The following is a 16,680-nucleotide window of genomic DNA, read 5'->3' on the forward strand; positions in this document are numbered from 1 at the left end:
ACTAAAAAAGGTTATCTCAACCGACTGAATTCTTCGGATGAGATAACCTTTTTTATTTTCGCGACTGATGAACGACGTTGACGCCACCTGTCACATCGAGAATCGCACCCGTAATCAGACTCGCGTCTTCTGCAAGTAAAAATGAAATGGCGCGGGCGATATCGCCCCCGACACCGGTCCGGCCGACAGGCGTTTGATCGTCTGCGACTGCTTCATCAATCCACTTCGTCTTGTTGTCTCCGACGATGTTTCCGGGATTGACCATATTCGCCGTAATCCCGTACTCCGCCTCTTCTAACGCAACACTTTTCGTTAAGCTGACCATCCCACTCTTCGCAGCAGCGAAAGCAGCTCGATAAATCCATCCTGGTGCTGTCGCACTTTCCGGAAAACCATATGTGATGACACGTCCATAGCGTTGCTCCCGCATGATTGGAATCACTTTCCGTAGTAACCAAAAGCTCGCCGTCAAATTCCCTGCGACGACTTCGTCCCACTCTTCGTCTGAATAATCGACGAGTGATTTCCGTTCAAAAATATACGGTCCCGCATTAAGTATCAATGCATCAATCCGCCCATGCTTTTCCATCGCTTCATCTACTGCTTTAAGCAATTCGGTTTGTTTCGTCACATCTGCTTGAATTGGATAAAGACGTTCATGTTCAAACTCCGGCTTCGATCGGTGCAATGCTGTCACATACCATCCTTCGTCTAACAGACGGCGTGTCACCATTTCTCCAAGCCCTTTCGTTCCTGCTGTAATCAACGCGTGCCTCATCTTGGCATCGCCCCCTTTCACCTTGTTCTATCTTACGATGTTCACGTTTGAAGAACAATTTTTAGAACTCTAACAATGTTCAACACTTTCCATTTGTGGGAATGGTATAATAAGGACGTAGTATCAGCCGAATACGAAGGGATGGATTCATCATGGCAATCGTATATCATAACGTACTAGTAGCAGTTGACGGATCAAAAGAAGCAGAACGTGCATTTGAGACCGCAATCGACGTCTCACTTCGAAATGACGCCAAGTTAGTCATCGCCCATGTCATCGATACACGGACGTTCGCGACTGTCGAAGCATATGACCGCACAATCACAGAGCGTGCCGAGTCTTATGCAAAAGAATTATTAGACGAATATGTCAAAACGGCGCAAGAACGTGGAGTCAAAGATGTCGAAGTCGCAATCGAGTACGGTTCACCGAAAGTCACGATCGCGAAGAAACTCGCTCCAAATCATGATGTCGATTTAATCATTTGTGGTGCGACCGGTCTGAATGCCGTCGAACGTTTCTTCATCGGTAGTGTCTCTGAAAGCATCACACGTTACGCCAAATGTGATGTTTTGATCGTCCGTCTGTAATTGAATTCATTATTTTCTCCGCACCTTCTCACGAGGGTGCTTTTTTTCGTAAAAAAATCCATCGAGCCGATGCCCGATGGATAGATGTGCTTATTTAAATTTAACGGTGACGTTACGACGTCCCCAGCTGAATGCTTCTGAGCGCGAGTAGTACAAGATATCAAGTTTTTTCCCCTTGATGGCTCCACCTGTATCCGCTGCAGTGTACGTACCTTTTAATTTCCCTTTATAATACACTTTGACCGTCGAACGAAGCGGGATGACACGCGGGTCGACCGCTACGACTTTTTTCTTCGAACTCTTGATGTTCCAACCAATCGCTGTCAAGTTGCCGCTGCCTGGATCGTACGGCGTGTAAGCTGTCGCACTGACGTTTGTTAGTGTTTTCCAACCGCTTGAAGATTGTTTTTTAGAAGACGAGCTCTTGACGACCTTTGAATAACGTGCGCTTAAGTATGCTGTTTTTCCTTTGTAGCTTACTTTGTACCAGTTACCTGTTTTTGCTTTGTACGGTAAAGTTTGATTTTTATAAAGAAGACCTAATTTTTTCGATGACGTGGTTGCTTTTTGACGAACAACTAGGCTATTGACCGACGATTTAACATTCTTTTTAGTAGCAGCTTCTGCTTGAAGACCTGCAAACGAACTGAGTGCTAACAACATTGCTAAAACACTAGCGAGTATTCGTTTCATCATGTAATCTCTCCTCCATAATTGTTCCCGATTTGTTAACTGAGATTAATATACATGACAAAAAGGGGCAGTGCCGTTACATATAGACCACAAAAAAATGTCGTTACTATTACTATTATGTTACAAAAGGCTCATATTTATGTTTTCAAACCTTATTTACGACTTATTTTTGAAATGAAGACAGGTTTCAGAACGTTATATGACAAAGACTGTAACATAACTAAAAAACAAGAACAAAAGTTCTCGTTAAAAAAATCATTGTTTTAGCTTTATCAATACAAAAAAAGACCGGACATGATGTCCGGCCTTCGTGTAGATAAACTCTTATGAAACGTGAACATGCGATATCGAGACGGATTGCGCTCTAAAGTGTCTGCATGACTGGATTTCCGTCATGGTATTCCCTAAAAAGCGTCACGTTTCGTTGACTCCTACGGGAAAAAGTGCGTGTTTAACGCACTTTCAGAGACAGGCAAGACCCTGCTCGTTGTCCGCTAGGATCCAAGGAGCAACGGCTTGCGCCTCGCCCGAGGAAAGCAACGAAAAAAGACGCTTGATCTCCCGATAGCACGTTGTCTACAGTCAGAAGACCGGACATGACGTCCGGCCTTCTGCATGTTAGTACTTACGCATTTTGTTCAATCAATCCACCGACACGAACTGTATCACGTGCAATCATCAATTCTTCATTCGTTGGAATGATGATGACTTTGACTGGTGAGTGCGGGTAGTTGATGAAGAGTTCTTCTCCACGCGCTCCGTTGTTAAGCGATGGATCCCAGTAGACGCCCATGAACTCGAGTCCACGGAGAACACGCTCACGAATCGAGTCAGAGTTTTCACCGACACCTGCCGTGAAGATGATGGCATCGACGCCGTTCATCTCTGCAGCATATTGTCCGATGTATCCATGAATCCGGTTCGCGAAAATACGAAGTGCCATTTCAGAACGGTGGTTTCCTTCCGTTGCTGCTGATTCAACATCACGTAAGTCACTTGAAAGACCAGATAATCCGTAGATTCCTGATTCTTTGTTCATGACGTTCAAGACGTCTTCTGCCGACTTCCCTGTTTTCTCCATCAGGAACGGAATCAAGGCCGGGTCAAGCGAACCAGAACGTGTTCCCATCGTAATTCCTTCAAGTGGCGTGAAGCCCATCGTCGTATCGAGTGACTCACCGCCAGCGACTGCAGCAATCGATGCCCCACTACCGAGGTGACAAGAAATCAAACGAAGATCTTTAAGCGGACGTCCGAGCAACTCAGATGCACGTTCCGTAACATATTTGTGGCTCGTACCGTGGAAGCCATATTTCCGAATGCCGTATTCCGTATAGTATTCGTACGGGAGGCTGTAAAGGAAGTTTTCTTCTGGCATCGTTTGGTGGAAGGCCGTATCAAAAACAGCTACTTGCGCTACTTCCGGTAAGATTGCTTGGAACGCACGAATTCCGATTAAGTTCGGCTGAATATGAAGTGGACCGAGCTCTGTATAGGAATCGATATCTTTGATGACGTTTTCTGTAATCACGACAGCATCCGAATATTTTTCTTTACCATGAAGGACGCGGTGACCAACGCCTTTGATTTCATCGTAAGACGAGATGATGCCAAACTCCATCAATTTTTCGAGTGAAAATTCAACTGCTTCTTTGTGTGTTTCAAGTGGAAGAACATCTGTAAACTTTTGTCCTTCACCATATTTAATCGTAAAGATTGCATCGTCTTTCCCGACACGCTCTACTAAACCGATTGCTACTAACGTTTCACTCGGCATCTCAAGTAGTTGGAACTTAAGCGACGAACTACCAGCATTTACCGCCATAATTTTTGCCATGATCTATTTTCCCCTTTTCCATTCAAAATCAGTAGACATTCACATCTGTGTGGGTGTTCTATTTTTTCTGTCTTACATTAGGATAGTCAAATTAACAATAGAATTCAATTACTTTTCACTTTTCATTTTAATTCTGTATTAATCCATTCATCAATCTGTTTCACCATTCCACCAAATGCACGTGCATCGGTGAATGACGGGAGTTCAGCAAGTAATGCTTGTTTTGGCATCGTCATTCCCGCTAGGTGATTTCGGACGATTAAATAACTTTTTGCTGCCTGTTCTTGCTTGAACATGGTTAATGGCAGTTGCAAGATGCCGACGACATGTGCCTTCGTCTCAAAATACTGCTTCAATTTCCCTTCCGTATCGTGCTCAAATAATCCATTCGGGATGACAAAGACACCGAATCCGCCTGGTTTAACATAATTCATCGCCTGTTCAATCAAAAGAAAGTGGCTGTAACTCATTCCTTCTTCTCGTTTTAACACATATTCTTTTGATACTTCTTCGTCCGGATAGTAACCAATCGGCAAGTCTGCCATCGCGAGATCGACCGGATCTAACAATAGAGGACGGAGTGCATCTTGATGCGTGTAAGTGACGGGGTAATTGAGTAATTCCGTGATTGAAGCCGATAACCGGACTAACGTTTCATCGACTTCGACTGCTTCTGCTGCCGTCCCCGTCGGAAGTTGACTCATGACGGCATGAAGCATCCCACCTGTTCCACTACCAAGATCAAGTAACCGAGCGTCGTCCTTCTTGATTAGTTTCCCGATTAAATAACCTGCAAACAATGCAACGCTGTCCGGTGTCGGCAAATGATTCGGTTGTGCCTGTTTCATTCCTTCGAGAACAGCAAGCGAAACAGCTTTCCGAATGACTTCCGGATCGACTTTTTCAGTATGGCGGTCATTTAAGCGATCAATGACCTCCGTCAGCGCCTCTAAATAGGGCATATCAAGGTCGCGTTCTAATTTTCTCGTTTGTTGCGTTAGTTCCTTATATAATTTTTCTAATGCTTCCATCGTCAGTTCATCCTTTCAAAACGAAACGGCCCCCCATATTTCCTGGGAGCCGTTCTTCTCATTACATCCATTGTATCTGTTTTACGTCGTTTGTAAACTATTCTTACTTCGCAGCTTTTGCTGCAGCAATCGCCGCATCAAAATTCACTTCGTCTGTCGATTCTGGCATATATTCGACATAGACGACTTGATTTGCTGAATCAATAACGAATACCGAACGAGCTAACAAACGAAGTTCTTCAATCGCGACGCCATAGCTATGCCCAAACGATAAATCACGGTGATCCGATAATGTTACGACATTATCAAGCCCGCTTGCGGCACACCAGCGACGTTGTGCGAACGGAAGGTCGTTTGAGATTGTCAACACTGTCAGGCCATCGATTTGTGCTGCTTCTTCATTGAACTTACGTGTTTGAGCGTCACAGACGCCCGTATCGATCGATGGAACGACGCTAATCATACGAATTCCTTTGTATGTATCGCGCGAAACCGGCGAAAGATCGTTAGCGAGTACCTCGAAGTCTGGTGCCTGTTGTCCGACTTCAACTTGTGTACCAAGTAATGTAATATCATTTCCTTTAAACGTTGCCATGTGTATTCCCCATTTCCCCATGTTGTCTTTCAAATGCATTTCCAATCTTACTATAGGAATGTTCGCCTTATAACGCAAGCTTTCTGACGAACTTCCTAGCTATCGGTTCCCGATTTCTGAAAAAACAGTTATAATGAAAGAGTACATGAAACGCTTTCAAGGGGGAATTGACCATGGCTCGAAACAATGTCTACCTGTATTACCGAAATAAACAAAGACACGAGACGCAGGTACGTAAATTAGTTGAAGTCGGCAAGCGATACGGATTGAATGTCGTCCAGGATCATAAACAAGCAAATATCATCGTTTCAATCGGTGGTGACGGCGCGTTTCTTCAAGCAGCTCGCTTTACAGGCTTCCGTGACGATGCCATCTATGTCGGTTTCGCAGAAGGTCCGAATTCCTTTTACTGCGACTTCGACATTAATGACCTGTCCTCCGTCGAAGCCATTTTCAAAGAAACAGGCGATCGCGTCTCGAATGGCGAAATTGAAGTCCGACGTTATCCATTGCTTGAAGCATCGATCAATGGCGGGCCAGGTATGCTTTGCCTCAATGAATGTTCCGTTAAATCGAGCATCATTAAATCACTCGCAATTGAAGTCTACATTGATGGATTCTTATTTGAAACGTTCCGTGGCGATGGTATGGTCATTTCGACGCCGACCGGATCGACCGCTTATAACAAGTCCTTGTCTGGTGCAATCGTCGATCCATTGATTCACTGCCTCCAAGTCAGCGAAATCGCATCCGTCAACAATAACCGCTACCGGACGCTCGGATCGGCTTTCCTCTTGAACCGTGGTCGTAAATTATCGCTTCGCATCATCGAAGACGGAAACGACTATCCGATCATCGGGATGGACAATGAAGCGTTAAGCTTAAAACGAACGGACTCCGTCGACATCCAATTGTCCGATAAAGAATTAAAAACCGTCAAATTAACGAACAATACATTTTGGCATAAAATCCAACGGTCATTCTTATAAAACAAACAAAAACTTCCCTGTCCACCAAGGACAAGGAAGTTTTTTTATCACCTAAGGAACGTACAGAAAAGAACGTCTTGAATCGCTTTAAACCGCGAAAAGCGGATCATCGGTCATTTGATTGATAGAGGACGGAAACGTTCATCCTCGACTCCGAGGGGAAAGGAAGCGCGTCCGTCACAAGGGGTGGTGTTAATCTGACTATGAGTCATCCCCTTTTGAGGATTTACGGAACGAACGCAACCTCTTAAGTCGTTGTCAAAGATGCTTCCTGGCGATAGACCGTTTTTCCTTGTTGTACCGTTTCGACTAGTCGATTCGTAAGAATCTGTTCATCTGCAAGACGATAAAAATCTTCTTCGAAGATGACGAAGTCTGCATCATATCCAGGCAATAACATTCCTTTTCGTCCATGTGTCTCTGTTGCGACATGTGGATTTTTTGTGAATAATAACAATGCTTCGTACATTGAAAGAACTTCGTTCGATTTATTAATCCGCCCTGCTTTCCCCACGGTCGCTGCATAGAGCGCTCGGCGAACATCGGGACTTGAAATCGGCGCGTCAGAGCCTCCACACATTAAGGCTCCTGTGCCCGCTAGCGACTTCAAGCGATAGGCCGAGTCGAGACGCTTCAAACCGAGACGTGCTTCAGCAAAATCAGCATCATCTAACAAGAAGACCGGTTGCACATCAATTAAGACAGGCAACTTCCGAATCCGTGCCAATAATTCAGGTCGTACGACCGTTGCGTGAATAATACGATCGCGCGTCCCTTTCGGAGCCGGATACTTTTCAAGCACATCCACGAAACGTTCGATTGCAAGATCTCCGATGACGTGCGCCGCGACAGTGAAACCGTAACTTCGTGCTCGTTTCACGAGTTGTTCAAGTTGGTCCTGCGAGTGAACTTCAATGCCACGCGTCGTCGGGTCGTCCGAATAGCCACGATGCAATAATGCCGTTCTTCCACCGAGGGCACCATCGACAAATAATTTCATCGATCCAATTGAGAGCGTGTCAGGGAGAACAGGGTTTGCTTGAATGAATTCATCAAGGACGAGATGATGCACGAGAAGATGGGCATGAAAACCCGTTTCTTCCGTCACTTCTTTATAAGCTGATAAGACTTCGTTTAATGCACCGTGATAAGATAAATCCTCTGTATGTGCCGCCACGATCCCATGACGATATAAGTCTTTGATTGCCGCGCGCAACGATGATTTGTTTCGTTCCGTCGATCCTGCTTGCAACGCATAGAGCGGTTCCATTGCTGCATCATAAAGAAAACCATCTGCTTCCCCTGAATCGAGCAAACCGATTTTCCCACCCTCGATGACCGTTGATGCTTTATATCCCAATTGTTCAAACAATACGTCATTGACGAGTACTGTATGCCGATCCGTCCGCTTTAGTAAAGCTGGTTCTGTCGGGAACAGTTGATTCAACCAAGCTTTTGTTGGCGCTTGATCTAGCTTGGTCTCGTCGTAGCCTTCTGCCACATGAATTCCATTGATCGCTTCCGCTTTTAAAAAGGCCTGTCCGAGTTCTTCTAGCGTCATGTAACGCGAAGCATCGACACGACCTATCGCTTCGCCATATCCAATGAGGTGGATGTGCGCATCGGTAAAGGCAGGATAGACGGCTTTGCCATTCAGATTCTCAATCGACTCGACTCGTTTACCGAAACGTCGCCGTAACTTCCCCTCATCCCCCATGGCTACAATCCGACCTGCTTCGATAAACATCGCCGGATGAACATCATGTTCATGCGCCATCGTTCGAATGATTCCGTTTACATAAAGTATTCCCATCTTAATCGCTCCTTTTTTTACGAAAACAGGGTGACCGCGGCGGCCACCCTGAGTTGTCAGTGATGATTACATATGAATCGTTTCTTGCTTGGCACATGCTTGTTTGATTCGTTCAATTGATTGTGGATCAAATTGTTCGAGGACACGTTCCCCTAGTAAAATCGCACGTTCGTAATCGCCAGCGAGGAACTTCGTCTCAGCAATCGTCAACGACATATGTATCTCATTATCATTGCGACGGAAACGATTCGCGTACTGGACAAGTCGTTCTGCATAAGTGACTTCGAACACTAATGTATCTATCCGTTCTTGCAATTGTTTAAACGTCAACTTGACATCTTCGCTTTGCGAAACGATGTAACCGACATTAAACGGAATCTCCTCAAAACGTGCCTCGAGCGTCTGTAACGAACGACTCGCTGTTTGAAGCGCTTCTTCGACATCTTGCGGCATCTTCGGTAACCCGAGCCGTTTCAATCGTAACCGGGCACTAGAGAATGCATGACGCCATTCATTGATGCGTTCGCGTACTTCCAGCTCTTCTTTGCGTAGTGCTTGGAGTTCGATACTGAACCGTTCGTATTGAATCGTTAATTGTTCTTCCAGCCGAATGGCATCACGCATCTGATCTTCTAACATGCTGAACGGAATGATTCGGCTAGCGATGGATTCGTCTAAATCCTTTGCTGCCCCAAACAACATCTCTTCATCGCGCTGAATCGACTCGTAATGCTCTCCTAAGTCAGCTGAAATCTCATACTGTTCACGGAGCGAACTAAATTCTTGTGCCAATTGATGGACTTTTTCACGCATCCGCAGTGCTTTTTGTTTCAAGACTTGATTTTCTTTTTTCACATGATGACGCGCGTCGACTTCACGACGGAACGTATCGTACATTTGGTCGACATCAGCCGAAAGTTGCTGGACGTGTTCTTCTAAATCGTCCATTTCTAGAAATTCAAGTTTTTTAACTAGGTTGAGGCGTGTTTCCTCAAATCGTTTAATATCCGACTGCATTCCAAGCGGCTCAAGCGGATAGCCATCCAGCGTCATTTCATTATATCCGGCGCTCAATTGGTCGATTCGTTGACGTAACTCATGTGCCAGGACTTTCCAATGATTCGGAATCACTTCGACTAATTGACGCGTCTGTGCGACTCGTTCTTCAAGCTGAAGGCTTGTTTCATACGCTTTCGTCACTTCACCTGCTTCCTCAAAAGCAGACATTTCTGTACGCAACTGATCGATTTCTTCACTGCGTTCTTCAAGTTTCGCTAATGCCGGACCAAACGACGTCGCTTGTAGGAGCAACGATTTACGGACTTGACCTGAATCTGTCTCACCTTGCGCTTTCAATGAAGTCAATGCAGATTGATTATTTTTAAACGTCTCCATCTCACGCAGCATCTCATCGATTAACCCTTCAAGCTCACCGATTAATTGTTCCGTTACTTCTAAATCATTCTTGACGGCAAGGAAATGATATTTATCGAGCCCTTCTTCCGCTCGATACAATGTTTCATCGATTTGCGCGACGTGGACTGTCAACAGTTCCTCCCAAGCCTGATGCCAGGAAGTGAATTTCGTCTCCGTCTCGCCCGCCATCGGAAGCTGCTTTAATTCTTGTAGCTCCTTCGGAATTGATGCGCTAATAATCCCCTGTTTGCGCATATCTAGCTCGTCAATTTTTGTATAATATTTTTTTCGACTAATCATGCTAAATAACATGACGAGTAATACGATGACGATGACACCAATCACCCATGCCCACATTTGTCACGACCTCCACCCTATCAAGCGATTCCATTTTTCAACAATTTCGCTTTTAATCTTATCCTTATAATAGTATAGCGCAACCGATTTGCATAGATTTACTAAGGCTTTTCCTGATTTCTTCCACAGATTACAGCGTCTCGCCGAGAAATACTAAGGCTTTTCCTGATTTCTTCCACAGATTACAGCGTCTCGCCGAGAAATCAATTGTTTGTCAGCATCTTTAAAACTCGGGTAAGATAGATTAAATATGATTTTTCAGGAGGAATCTTAATGATGTTTGAGACAACGACGTATGATGGTGACCGAACAAAACAATATGACATGCTGAATAAGCAACTTGATGCTTTACTGACCGGAGAAACGAATCAAATTGCCAATCTTTCAAATGCGAGTGCGTTACTTGGTCAATTTCTCGATCGAACGAACTGGGTCGGCTTCTATTTAACGGACGCAGAACAAAATCAACTCGTTCTCGGACCATTCCAAGGCTTACCTGCTTGTGTCCGGATTCCATTCGGTCGTGGTGTCTGCGGTACAGCGGCAGAAGATCAAACGACGCATCTCGTCATGGATGTCCATGCTTTCCCAGGCCATATCGCGTGTGATGCGGCAACGAATTCAGAAATCGTCATTCCATTAATTAAAGATGGAAAAACGATTGGTGTCCTCGATATCGACAGTCCTGAACTGAATCGTTTTGACGAAACCGATCAAGCCGGCCTTGAAGCCTTTAGCGAAATTCTTCTTCGTCATATTTGATTGACAGCAGGAATAAGCAGACGTATACTTGTAAAAGTGCAGAAATGATAACGATAGCGGTCAAATCGCTTGCGTATCACATTTCATGACTCGGCTTTGCCGGAGGGGCATCGTGTAACTTTGCTATCAAGCGAGGGTGCCACACCATGAAATGGGCGTAACGTGGGTTTGATGGCGTTATTATTTTTATGCAAATAATAACGAACACTAAGGAGGAGTCTTATTATGGCTCGCTATACAGGTCCAGCTTGGAAACTTTCACGTCGTCTCGGTATCTCTCTTACTGAAACAGGAAAAGAAATCGCAAAACGTCCGTACGCTCCAGGACAACACGGTAACAGCCGTCGCAAAATGTCTGAGTACGGTCTTCAACTTCAAGCGAAGCAAACGCTTCGTCACATGTACGGAGTAAACGAACGCCAATTCAACCGTATCTTCAACGATGCTGGCAAAATGCCTGGTATCCACGGTGAGAACTTCATGTTCTTACTTGAAGCACGTCTTGACAACGTCGTTTACCGTATGGGTATGGCTCGTACACGTCGTGCTGCTCGTCAGCTCGTCAACCACGGTCACATCCAAGTTGAAGGCGCTCGCGTCGACATCCCTTCATTCCGCGTGAAACCAGGTCAAACGATCTCAGTTCGCGAAAAATCGAAGAACTTTGTCGTTATCAAAGAAGCACTCGAAGTTGCACCAGCAACTAAAGACTTCGTTACTTTTGATGCTGAAAAGCTCGAAGGAACGTTCGTCCGTCTTCCAGAGCGTTCTGAATTGAACGATCAAATCCAAGAACAACTCGTCGTTGAGTACTACTCACGTTAATCTGTTGTTTTTAGCACTCACTTCGGTGGGTGCTTTTTTTGTGTCCTTTTAACATTTTTTAAAAATAGTAGTTGCATCATTTTCTTTTTGTGTTAACCTTTTATTTATATTGGTTAACACAAAAAGAAAAGAGGCCCTCATCCATCATGAAAACAAAAGATCTTACATTTACTGCACTCGGTGCTGCAATCATCTCAGCCATTAGTTTACTACCACAACTTCAACTCGTCGGACCTGTACCGATCACACTCCAGATGCTCGCCATCATGACGGTCAGTGCCATTCTCGGTGCGAAGCGCGGCGGGCTTGCCGTCTTGATTTTTTTGCTGCTCGCTGCTGCCGGATTACCACTTCTCGGAGGCAAAGGTGGTCTTGCGCCGTTCGTCGGACCGACTGTAGGGTATTTAGTCGCCTTCCCGATTGCCGGCTTCTTCATCGGCTATGTCGCCGAACGAACGACTCGCTTCATCCCATTGTTTTTTGGAATGGTCGTTTTCGGACTCGGTCTCGTTTACTTACTCGGAACATTCGGTTTAATGCTCGTCCTACATTTATCATTCATGGATGCCCTCGTCATTAATGTCCCGTTCATCATCGGTGATACGCTAAAAGCGTTACTTGCCACGACGATTGCCGTTCGTTTATTACCACTCCGTATTTTTAAAACAGCCTAAACAAAAAGAACGCTGACGAGCATTCGTCAGCGTTCTTTTTTGTTATATCACTTACGCATGTTCAAGTACGAAGTATTTCTTTTTCCCACGACGGATGATCGTGAAGTCACCAATCGCATCTTGCTTCGTGATTTCTTTCGTCAACTCTTGTTCACGGTCTCCATTGATGTAGATTGCGCCATTCGTCACGTCTTCTCGCGCTTGACGCTTCGAAGGACTGATTTTCGCTTCGACGAGTACGTCGACAAGATTCGTTGCTTCACCAAGCGTAAAGCGTGGCATCCCTTTAAAGGCATCTGCGATATCAGCCGCCTGCAATGTTTTGATGTCACCACTGAAGAGTGCTTTCGTAATTCGCTCCGCTTGTTCAAGCGCTTCGCTGCCATGGACAAGTTTCGTCATCTCTTCTGCCAGACGGCGCTGGGCAATCCGTTTTTCAGGTGCCATTTCCACTTCCGTTTGCAATCCTTCCAGTTCTTCGTGTGTCAAGAACGTAAAGTATTTCAGGAATTTGACGACATCAAGGTCATCGACGTTGAACCAAAACTGGTAAAACTCGTATGGTGTCGTTTTTTCGGCATCGAGCCACACTGCCCCGCCTGCTGTTTTCCCGAATTTTTGCCCGTCTGATTTCGTGACGAGTGGTACAGTGATGCCGAATGCTTTCTCTTCATGACCAACGCGTCGGATCAGTTCCATCCCTGCTGTAATGTTTCCCCACTGATCACTTCCGCCGACCTGGAGTCGGCACCCTTCGTTTTCATATAGCTTTAAGAAATCAAATGATTGTAATAGCATGTACGAAAACTCTGTGAAAGAAATCCCGTTCTGAAGGCGTGAATCAACAGAGTCTTTCGCTAGCATGTAGCTGATCGGGAAGTGTTTTCCGATATCGCGTAAGAAATCGATGATCGTTAAATCTTTTGTCCAATCCAGGTTGTTCGCAATCGTCACAGGGTTTTCGCCATCCAGCGGTAAAAAGCGTGATAATTGCCCTTTGATGCGGTTCGCAAATTCTTCGACGATATCCGACGTGTTCAGTGATCGTTCTGTCGACCGCCCACTTGGATCTCCAATCATCCCGGTTGCGCCACCGACGAGACCGACCACGTGGTGCCCCGCTTCTTGGAAACGGCGTAGAACGAGAATTGGTAACAGGTGTCCGATATGCAATGAATCTGCTGTCGGGTCGAATCCCGTGTACAGTGTTGTCGGACTTGCCAGGATTTCTTTAATACCTTCTTCATCTGTCATTTGGCTGATTAGGCCGCGAAACTCTAAATCCTCAAGTAAAGTCATCTGTTTTCCCCCTAAAAAAATTGTATAAAAAAACCGCCCCTCCGACTGAACGAAGGGACGGAATATTCCGTGGTACCACCCTAATTGCATGCAACACATGCCACTTAGATCGTCGATAACGGGACGGTCCGCCTGATTTCTCAAGAAGCTCCTGGAGACGTAATTCATGAACACGCTATGTCCTAGTTCGCAGCACCACTAGGTCTCTGATACAGGGAGCGTTCCATTACTAATTCCAATCACAGCTGATTTTTTCGTATATTTTTCATAAGATGTTTTCATGATACGTCGAAGTAGAATCGACTGTCAAGAGACATTGTCACGTTTCAGTTGTGGTATAATACGTCTATCTGTGATTTAATGTTAATTTACACCCAAGTTTAAGATGTAAAGGAGATCATTTATGCGCGAGAACTGGTCCAAGTTTTGGAATCATCCCCGAACGAAAGCCGTTCGGCACTGGTCGAATATCACATATGACGTATCTTGGAATATCATTTTATTCCTCATCATTGCTGTCCTACTGATTGGGAGTTTTTCTGTCGGTGCAGCAGGCGGCTATTTCGCTTCGCTCGTCAAAGATACAAAAGCACCAGAATTAACGGAAATGAAGCAACAAGTTAATAGTTATGCCATTACGAGTGAAATTTACTGGGGCAGTGGCGAAAAGTTGACGAACATTTCAACAGATGAAGAACGTCAACCGGTCAACATCAAAGAAATCTCACCTTACCTGCTAGACGCTGTTCTTTCGACGGAAGATGTCGATTTTTATGAACATGATGGCGTCGTACCGAAAGCAACACTCCGGGCAGTCTTACAGGAGTTAACGAACTCGTCTTCTCGGACGGGTGGCAGTACGTTGACACAACAATTGATTAAAAATCAAATTTTAACGAATGAAGTTTCATTCGAACGGAAAGCAAAAGAAATCATCTTAGCACTTCGTCTCGAAAATGCGATGACGAAGGATGAAATTCTACAAGCCTATTTAAACGTTGTCTCATTCGGTCGAAACTCTCTCGGACGAAATATTGCCGGAATCGAAGCCGCCTCTCGTGGTGTCTTCAATAAATCCGCGAAAAAACTGACATTACCACAAGCAGCCTTCTTAGCAGGCATTCCGAAAAACCCGTATTATTACACACCCTACCTTCAAGGTGGTGTCGTCAAAGAAGATTTGACAGCAAGTACGAACCGGATGAAAACTGTTCTAAAACGGATGTATGTCGCAAAAAACATTACGAAAAAGCAATATGAAAAAGCCGTCAAATACGATATCACAAAAGACTTCGCCAAAACGTCAACACGTTCGCGTGATACGTACCCGTACGTTTACGATCTTGCTGAAAAAGAAGCCTTGAAAATCATGACGAGCTATTTCATGAAAAAGGATGGCGTCAAAGAAGATGAAGTAAAACCATCCGAACTCGCAGAAGTCAAAGCGAACTATCAGGAACAGGCTTTAGTTGCCATGCGTCAAGGCGGATACAAGATTCACTTGACACTTGATAAGAAAATTCACGAGGCGATGCAGGCACCAGCTAAAAATGCTGCCAACTTCCCTGCTTCTCCACAATACACGCAAGTCGTTGATCCAAAAACGAAAAAGACGGTCTCGAAAAAAGATCCAGAAGAAACGGCTGCTGTCATGATTCAAAATGAAACAGGTCGTATCTTAGGCTTCGTCGGTGGACGTTACACAGATGGAACGGCGGATGATTTCAACCGCGCGTTCCAGGCAAAACGTCAAATCGGTTCGACAGCCAAACCAATTCTTGTTTATTCGAACGGTATCGAAAACGGCTTGATTACACCGGCTTCGACCGTTAATGATGAAAAGTATTATTATCAAACGGTTCCACGTCAACCAGGTGACAACCCAATCAACAATGAAGGCGGGCGTTACCGAGGTAATGTGACGGTCCGTGAGGCATTGGAACTTTCACTCAACGTTCCAGCCGTGAAGATTTACGAAAAAATGAATATGTCGAACTCGATTCAAAAACTAGTCGACATGGGTATTAAAGTTCCTGACAGCATCCGGTACGCACCATCTGCTGCTCTTGGAACGATGGAAATCACACCGGTTGAGCTTGCTGGTGCTTATGCGATGCTCGCGAACTACGGTGAATACGTCGAACCGTATATCATCTCGAAGATTACGAAAGACGGGAAAAGCATCTATAAAGCTAAATCGAAAAAAGAAAAAATCTACGAAGAGCGTACGGCTTATTTAACGCTTGATATGATGCGTGGTGTCTTTGATAACGGGACAGCTCGTTATGCGAACTCGTTATTAAAAGTACCTGGCGATTGGGCCGGTAAGACCGGAACGACGAACGAAATTAAGGACTCTTACCTCGTTGCTTCAACACCAGGGGTTACACTCGCGGTTTGGACGGGGCATGATCAAAACAACTCATTGATGGGTGCAACGACATATTACCAACGCACCCAGAACCTGTGGGCACAGATGGCAAATGCAACGTATGCTGCGAACAACAGTTACTTCAAGTCAGGTGCACGCTTCAATCAACCGGCTTCAGTAGACGCAGATGACTTCAAGAACTCAGGTTCATTCAAAGAAGAAGATAAAAAGAAAAAAGAAGCGGAAGCGAAGAAAAAAGCCGCTGAAGAAAAGAAAAAAGAGGCCGAGGCAAAAGAAAAAGAAGCAGACGCGAAGAAGAAAGACGACGCTGAAGCGCAAGCAAAAGCTGACGCTGAAAAGAAAGCTGCTGAAGATAAAGCAGCCGATGCGGACACGAAAAAAGCGGCCGATGCCAAAGCGAAAGCTGATGCAGAGGCTAAGAAAAAAGCGGCTGACGACAAGGCGAAAGCCGATGCGGAGGCTAAGAAGAAAGAAGCAGAGGCGAAGGCTGATGCTGAAAAGAAAGCAAAAGAAGACGACAAAAAAACTGAATGAAGCCATTCAAAAAAAACGGAGTTCACGTAACAGTGAACTTCGTTTTTTTGTTCATATTAAAAAACTACCAACGAAGCATCGTTGGTAGTTCAAGA

Annotated in this window: 14 protein-coding genes and 1 other annotated feature; of the genes, 6 read left to right on the forward strand and 8 right to left on the reverse strand. The window is 45.0% G+C overall.

Annotation, left to right across the window (positions count from 1 at the left end):
* Window positions 1-52: 52 nt before the first annotated feature.
* Window positions 53-778: an SDR family oxidoreductase gene (locus tag AC0VYQ_RS11420; protein WP_088837617.1), complete on the reverse strand. Its 726-nt coding sequence runs from the start codon at window positions 776-778 to the stop codon at window positions 53-55.
* A 152-nt stretch (window positions 779-930) separates the two neighbouring features.
* Between AC0VYQ_RS11420 and AC0VYQ_RS11425 the strand changes: the two genes are divergently transcribed.
* A complete protein-coding gene (locus tag AC0VYQ_RS11425) occupies window positions 931-1,368 on the forward strand; it encodes a universal stress protein (protein ID WP_088837618.1) in 438 nt (145 codons plus the stop codon).
* Between the two features lie 90 nt (window positions 1,369-1,458).
* Here the strand turns inward: AC0VYQ_RS11425 and AC0VYQ_RS11430 are convergent, their stop codons facing one another.
* The 4 genes from AC0VYQ_RS11430 to tpx all read right to left on the reverse strand — a co-directional run bounded on the left by AC0VYQ_RS11430 (window position 1,459) and on the right by tpx (window position 5,530).
* Window positions 1,459-2,064 carry a 3D domain-containing protein gene (locus tag AC0VYQ_RS11430; protein WP_029331158.1) on the reverse strand — a complete coding sequence of 202 codons (606 nt, stop codon included), beginning with the start codon at window positions 2,062-2,064 and terminating at the stop codon, window positions 1,459-1,461.
* Between the two features lie 622 nt (window positions 2,065-2,686).
* Window positions 2,687-3,898, reverse strand: a complete 1,212-nt coding sequence (locus AC0VYQ_RS11435; protein ID WP_475403590.1) for an acetate kinase — start codon at window positions 3,896-3,898, stop codon at window positions 2,687-2,689.
* Between the two features lie 122 nt (window positions 3,899-4,020).
* Window positions 4,021-4,929, reverse strand: a complete 909-nt coding sequence (locus AC0VYQ_RS11440; RefSeq protein WP_088837620.1) for a class I SAM-dependent methyltransferase — start codon at window positions 4,927-4,929, stop codon at window positions 4,021-4,023.
* Between the two features lie 103 nt (window positions 4,930-5,032).
* On the reverse strand, window positions 5,033-5,530 hold the full coding sequence (gene tpx / locus AC0VYQ_RS11445; protein ID WP_475404754.1) for a thiol peroxidase: 498 nt from the start codon (window positions 5,528-5,530) through the stop codon (window positions 5,033-5,035).
* 167 nt (window positions 5,531-5,697) lie between these two features.
* On the opposite strand from tpx, the gene AC0VYQ_RS11450 reads away from it, so the two are divergent.
* Window positions 5,698-6,513, forward strand: coding sequence for an NAD kinase (locus tag AC0VYQ_RS11450; protein WP_029331162.1), 816 nt, complete (start codon window positions 5,698-5,700; stop codon window positions 6,511-6,513).
* 247 nt (window positions 6,514-6,760) lie between these two features.
* Here the strand turns inward: AC0VYQ_RS11450 and AC0VYQ_RS11455 are convergent, their stop codons facing one another.
* Complete coding sequence (locus AC0VYQ_RS11455) at window positions 6,761-8,326, reverse strand: amidohydrolase (protein ID WP_475403591.1); 1,566 nt, start codon at window positions 8,324-8,326, stop codon at window positions 6,761-6,763.
* A gap of 66 nt (window positions 8,327-8,392) precedes the next feature.
* The gene (gene ezrA, locus AC0VYQ_RS11460) at window positions 8,393-10,099 is read right to left on the reverse strand and encodes a septation ring formation regulator EzrA (RefSeq protein ID WP_475403592.1); all 1,707 of its coding nucleotides are present in this window, start codon (window positions 10,097-10,099) and stop codon (window positions 8,393-8,395) included.
* 276 nt (window positions 10,100-10,375) lie between these two features.
* Here ezrA and AC0VYQ_RS11465 point away from each other — a divergent pair, with 276 nt between their 5' ends.
* The 3 genes from AC0VYQ_RS11465 (at window position 10,376) to AC0VYQ_RS11475 (ending at window position 12,360) form a co-directional block, all read left to right on the forward strand.
* A complete protein-coding gene (locus AC0VYQ_RS11465; RefSeq protein WP_475404755.1) occupies window positions 10,376-10,861 on the forward strand; it encodes a GAF domain-containing protein in 486 nt (161 codons plus the stop codon).
* A 225-nt stretch (window positions 10,862-11,086) separates the two neighbouring features.
* Window positions 11,087-11,686, forward strand: coding sequence for a 30S ribosomal protein S4 (gene rpsD, locus AC0VYQ_RS11470; RefSeq protein WP_026827721.1), 600 nt, complete (start codon window positions 11,087-11,089; stop codon window positions 11,684-11,686).
* A gap of 146 nt (window positions 11,687-11,832) precedes the next feature.
* Window positions 11,833-12,360 carry a biotin transporter BioY gene (locus tag AC0VYQ_RS11475; protein WP_475403593.1) on the forward strand — a complete coding sequence of 176 codons (528 nt, stop codon included), beginning with the start codon at window positions 11,833-11,835 and terminating at the stop codon, window positions 12,358-12,360.
* A gap of 51 nt (window positions 12,361-12,411) precedes the next feature.
* On the opposite strand, the gene tyrS is transcribed toward AC0VYQ_RS11475, so the two are convergent.
* Window positions 12,412-13,659, reverse strand: coding sequence for a tyrosine--tRNA ligase (gene tyrS, locus AC0VYQ_RS11480; protein WP_475403594.1), 1,248 nt, complete (start codon window positions 13,657-13,659; stop codon window positions 12,412-12,414).
* Window positions 13,660-13,709: 50 nt separating this feature from the next.
* Window positions 13,710-13,911: a binding site (T-box leader), on the reverse strand.
* A 151-nt stretch (window positions 13,912-14,062) separates the two neighbouring features.
* On the opposite strand from tyrS, the gene AC0VYQ_RS11485 reads away from it, so the two are divergent.
* Window positions 14,063-16,585: a transglycosylase domain-containing protein gene (locus AC0VYQ_RS11485; RefSeq protein WP_475403595.1), complete on the forward strand. Its 2,523-nt coding sequence runs from the start codon at window positions 14,063-14,065 to the stop codon at window positions 16,583-16,585.
* Window positions 16,586-16,680 lie beyond the last annotated feature (95 nt).

Source organism: Exiguobacterium sp. QJM3NY_9, assembly GCF_056173545.1.

What these genes read in the sequence shown, in the direction of transcription:
- AC0VYQ_RS11420 (WP_088837617.1), bottom strand. Translation starts at nt 778, where the DNA reads ATGAGGCACGCGTTGATTACAGCAGGAACGAAAGGGCTTGGAGAAATG.
- AC0VYQ_RS11425 (WP_088837618.1), top strand. Translation starts at nt 931, where the DNA reads ATGGCAATCGTATATCATAACGTACTAGTAGCAGTTGACGGATCAAAA.
- AC0VYQ_RS11430 (WP_029331158.1), bottom strand. Translation starts at nt 2,064, where the DNA reads ATGATGAAACGAATACTCGCTAGTGTTTTAGCAATGTTGTTAGCACTC.
- AC0VYQ_RS11435 (WP_475403590.1), bottom strand. Translation starts at nt 3,898, where the DNA reads ATGGCAAAAATTATGGCGGTAAATGCTGGTAGTTCGTCGCTTAAGTTC.
- AC0VYQ_RS11440 (WP_088837620.1), bottom strand. Translation starts at nt 4,929, where the DNA reads ATGGAAGCATTAGAAAAATTATATAAGGAACTAACGCAACAAACGAGA.
- AC0VYQ_RS11450 (WP_029331162.1), top strand. Translation starts at nt 5,698, where the DNA reads ATGGCTCGAAACAATGTCTACCTGTATTACCGAAATAAACAAAGACAC.
- AC0VYQ_RS11455 (WP_475403591.1), bottom strand. Translation starts at nt 8,326, where the DNA reads ATGGGAATACTTTATGTAAACGGAATCATTCGAACGATGGCGCATGAA.
- ezrA (WP_475403592.1), bottom strand. Translation starts at nt 10,099, where the DNA reads ATGTGGGCATGGGTGATTGGTGTCATCGTCATCGTATTACTCGTCATG.
- AC0VYQ_RS11465 (WP_475404755.1), top strand. Translation starts at nt 10,376, where the DNA reads ATGTTTGAGACAACGACGTATGATGGTGACCGAACAAAACAATATGAC.
- rpsD (WP_026827721.1), top strand. Translation starts at nt 11,087, where the DNA reads ATGGCTCGCTATACAGGTCCAGCTTGGAAACTTTCACGTCGTCTCGGT.
- AC0VYQ_RS11475 (WP_475403593.1), top strand. Translation starts at nt 11,833, where the DNA reads ATGAAAACAAAAGATCTTACATTTACTGCACTCGGTGCTGCAATCATC.
- tyrS (WP_475403594.1), bottom strand. Translation starts at nt 13,659, where the DNA reads ATGACTTTACTTGAGGATTTAGAGTTTCGCGGCCTAATCAGCCAAATG.
- AC0VYQ_RS11485 (WP_475403595.1), top strand. Translation starts at nt 14,063, where the DNA reads ATGCGCGAGAACTGGTCCAAGTTTTGGAATCATCCCCGAACGAAAGCC.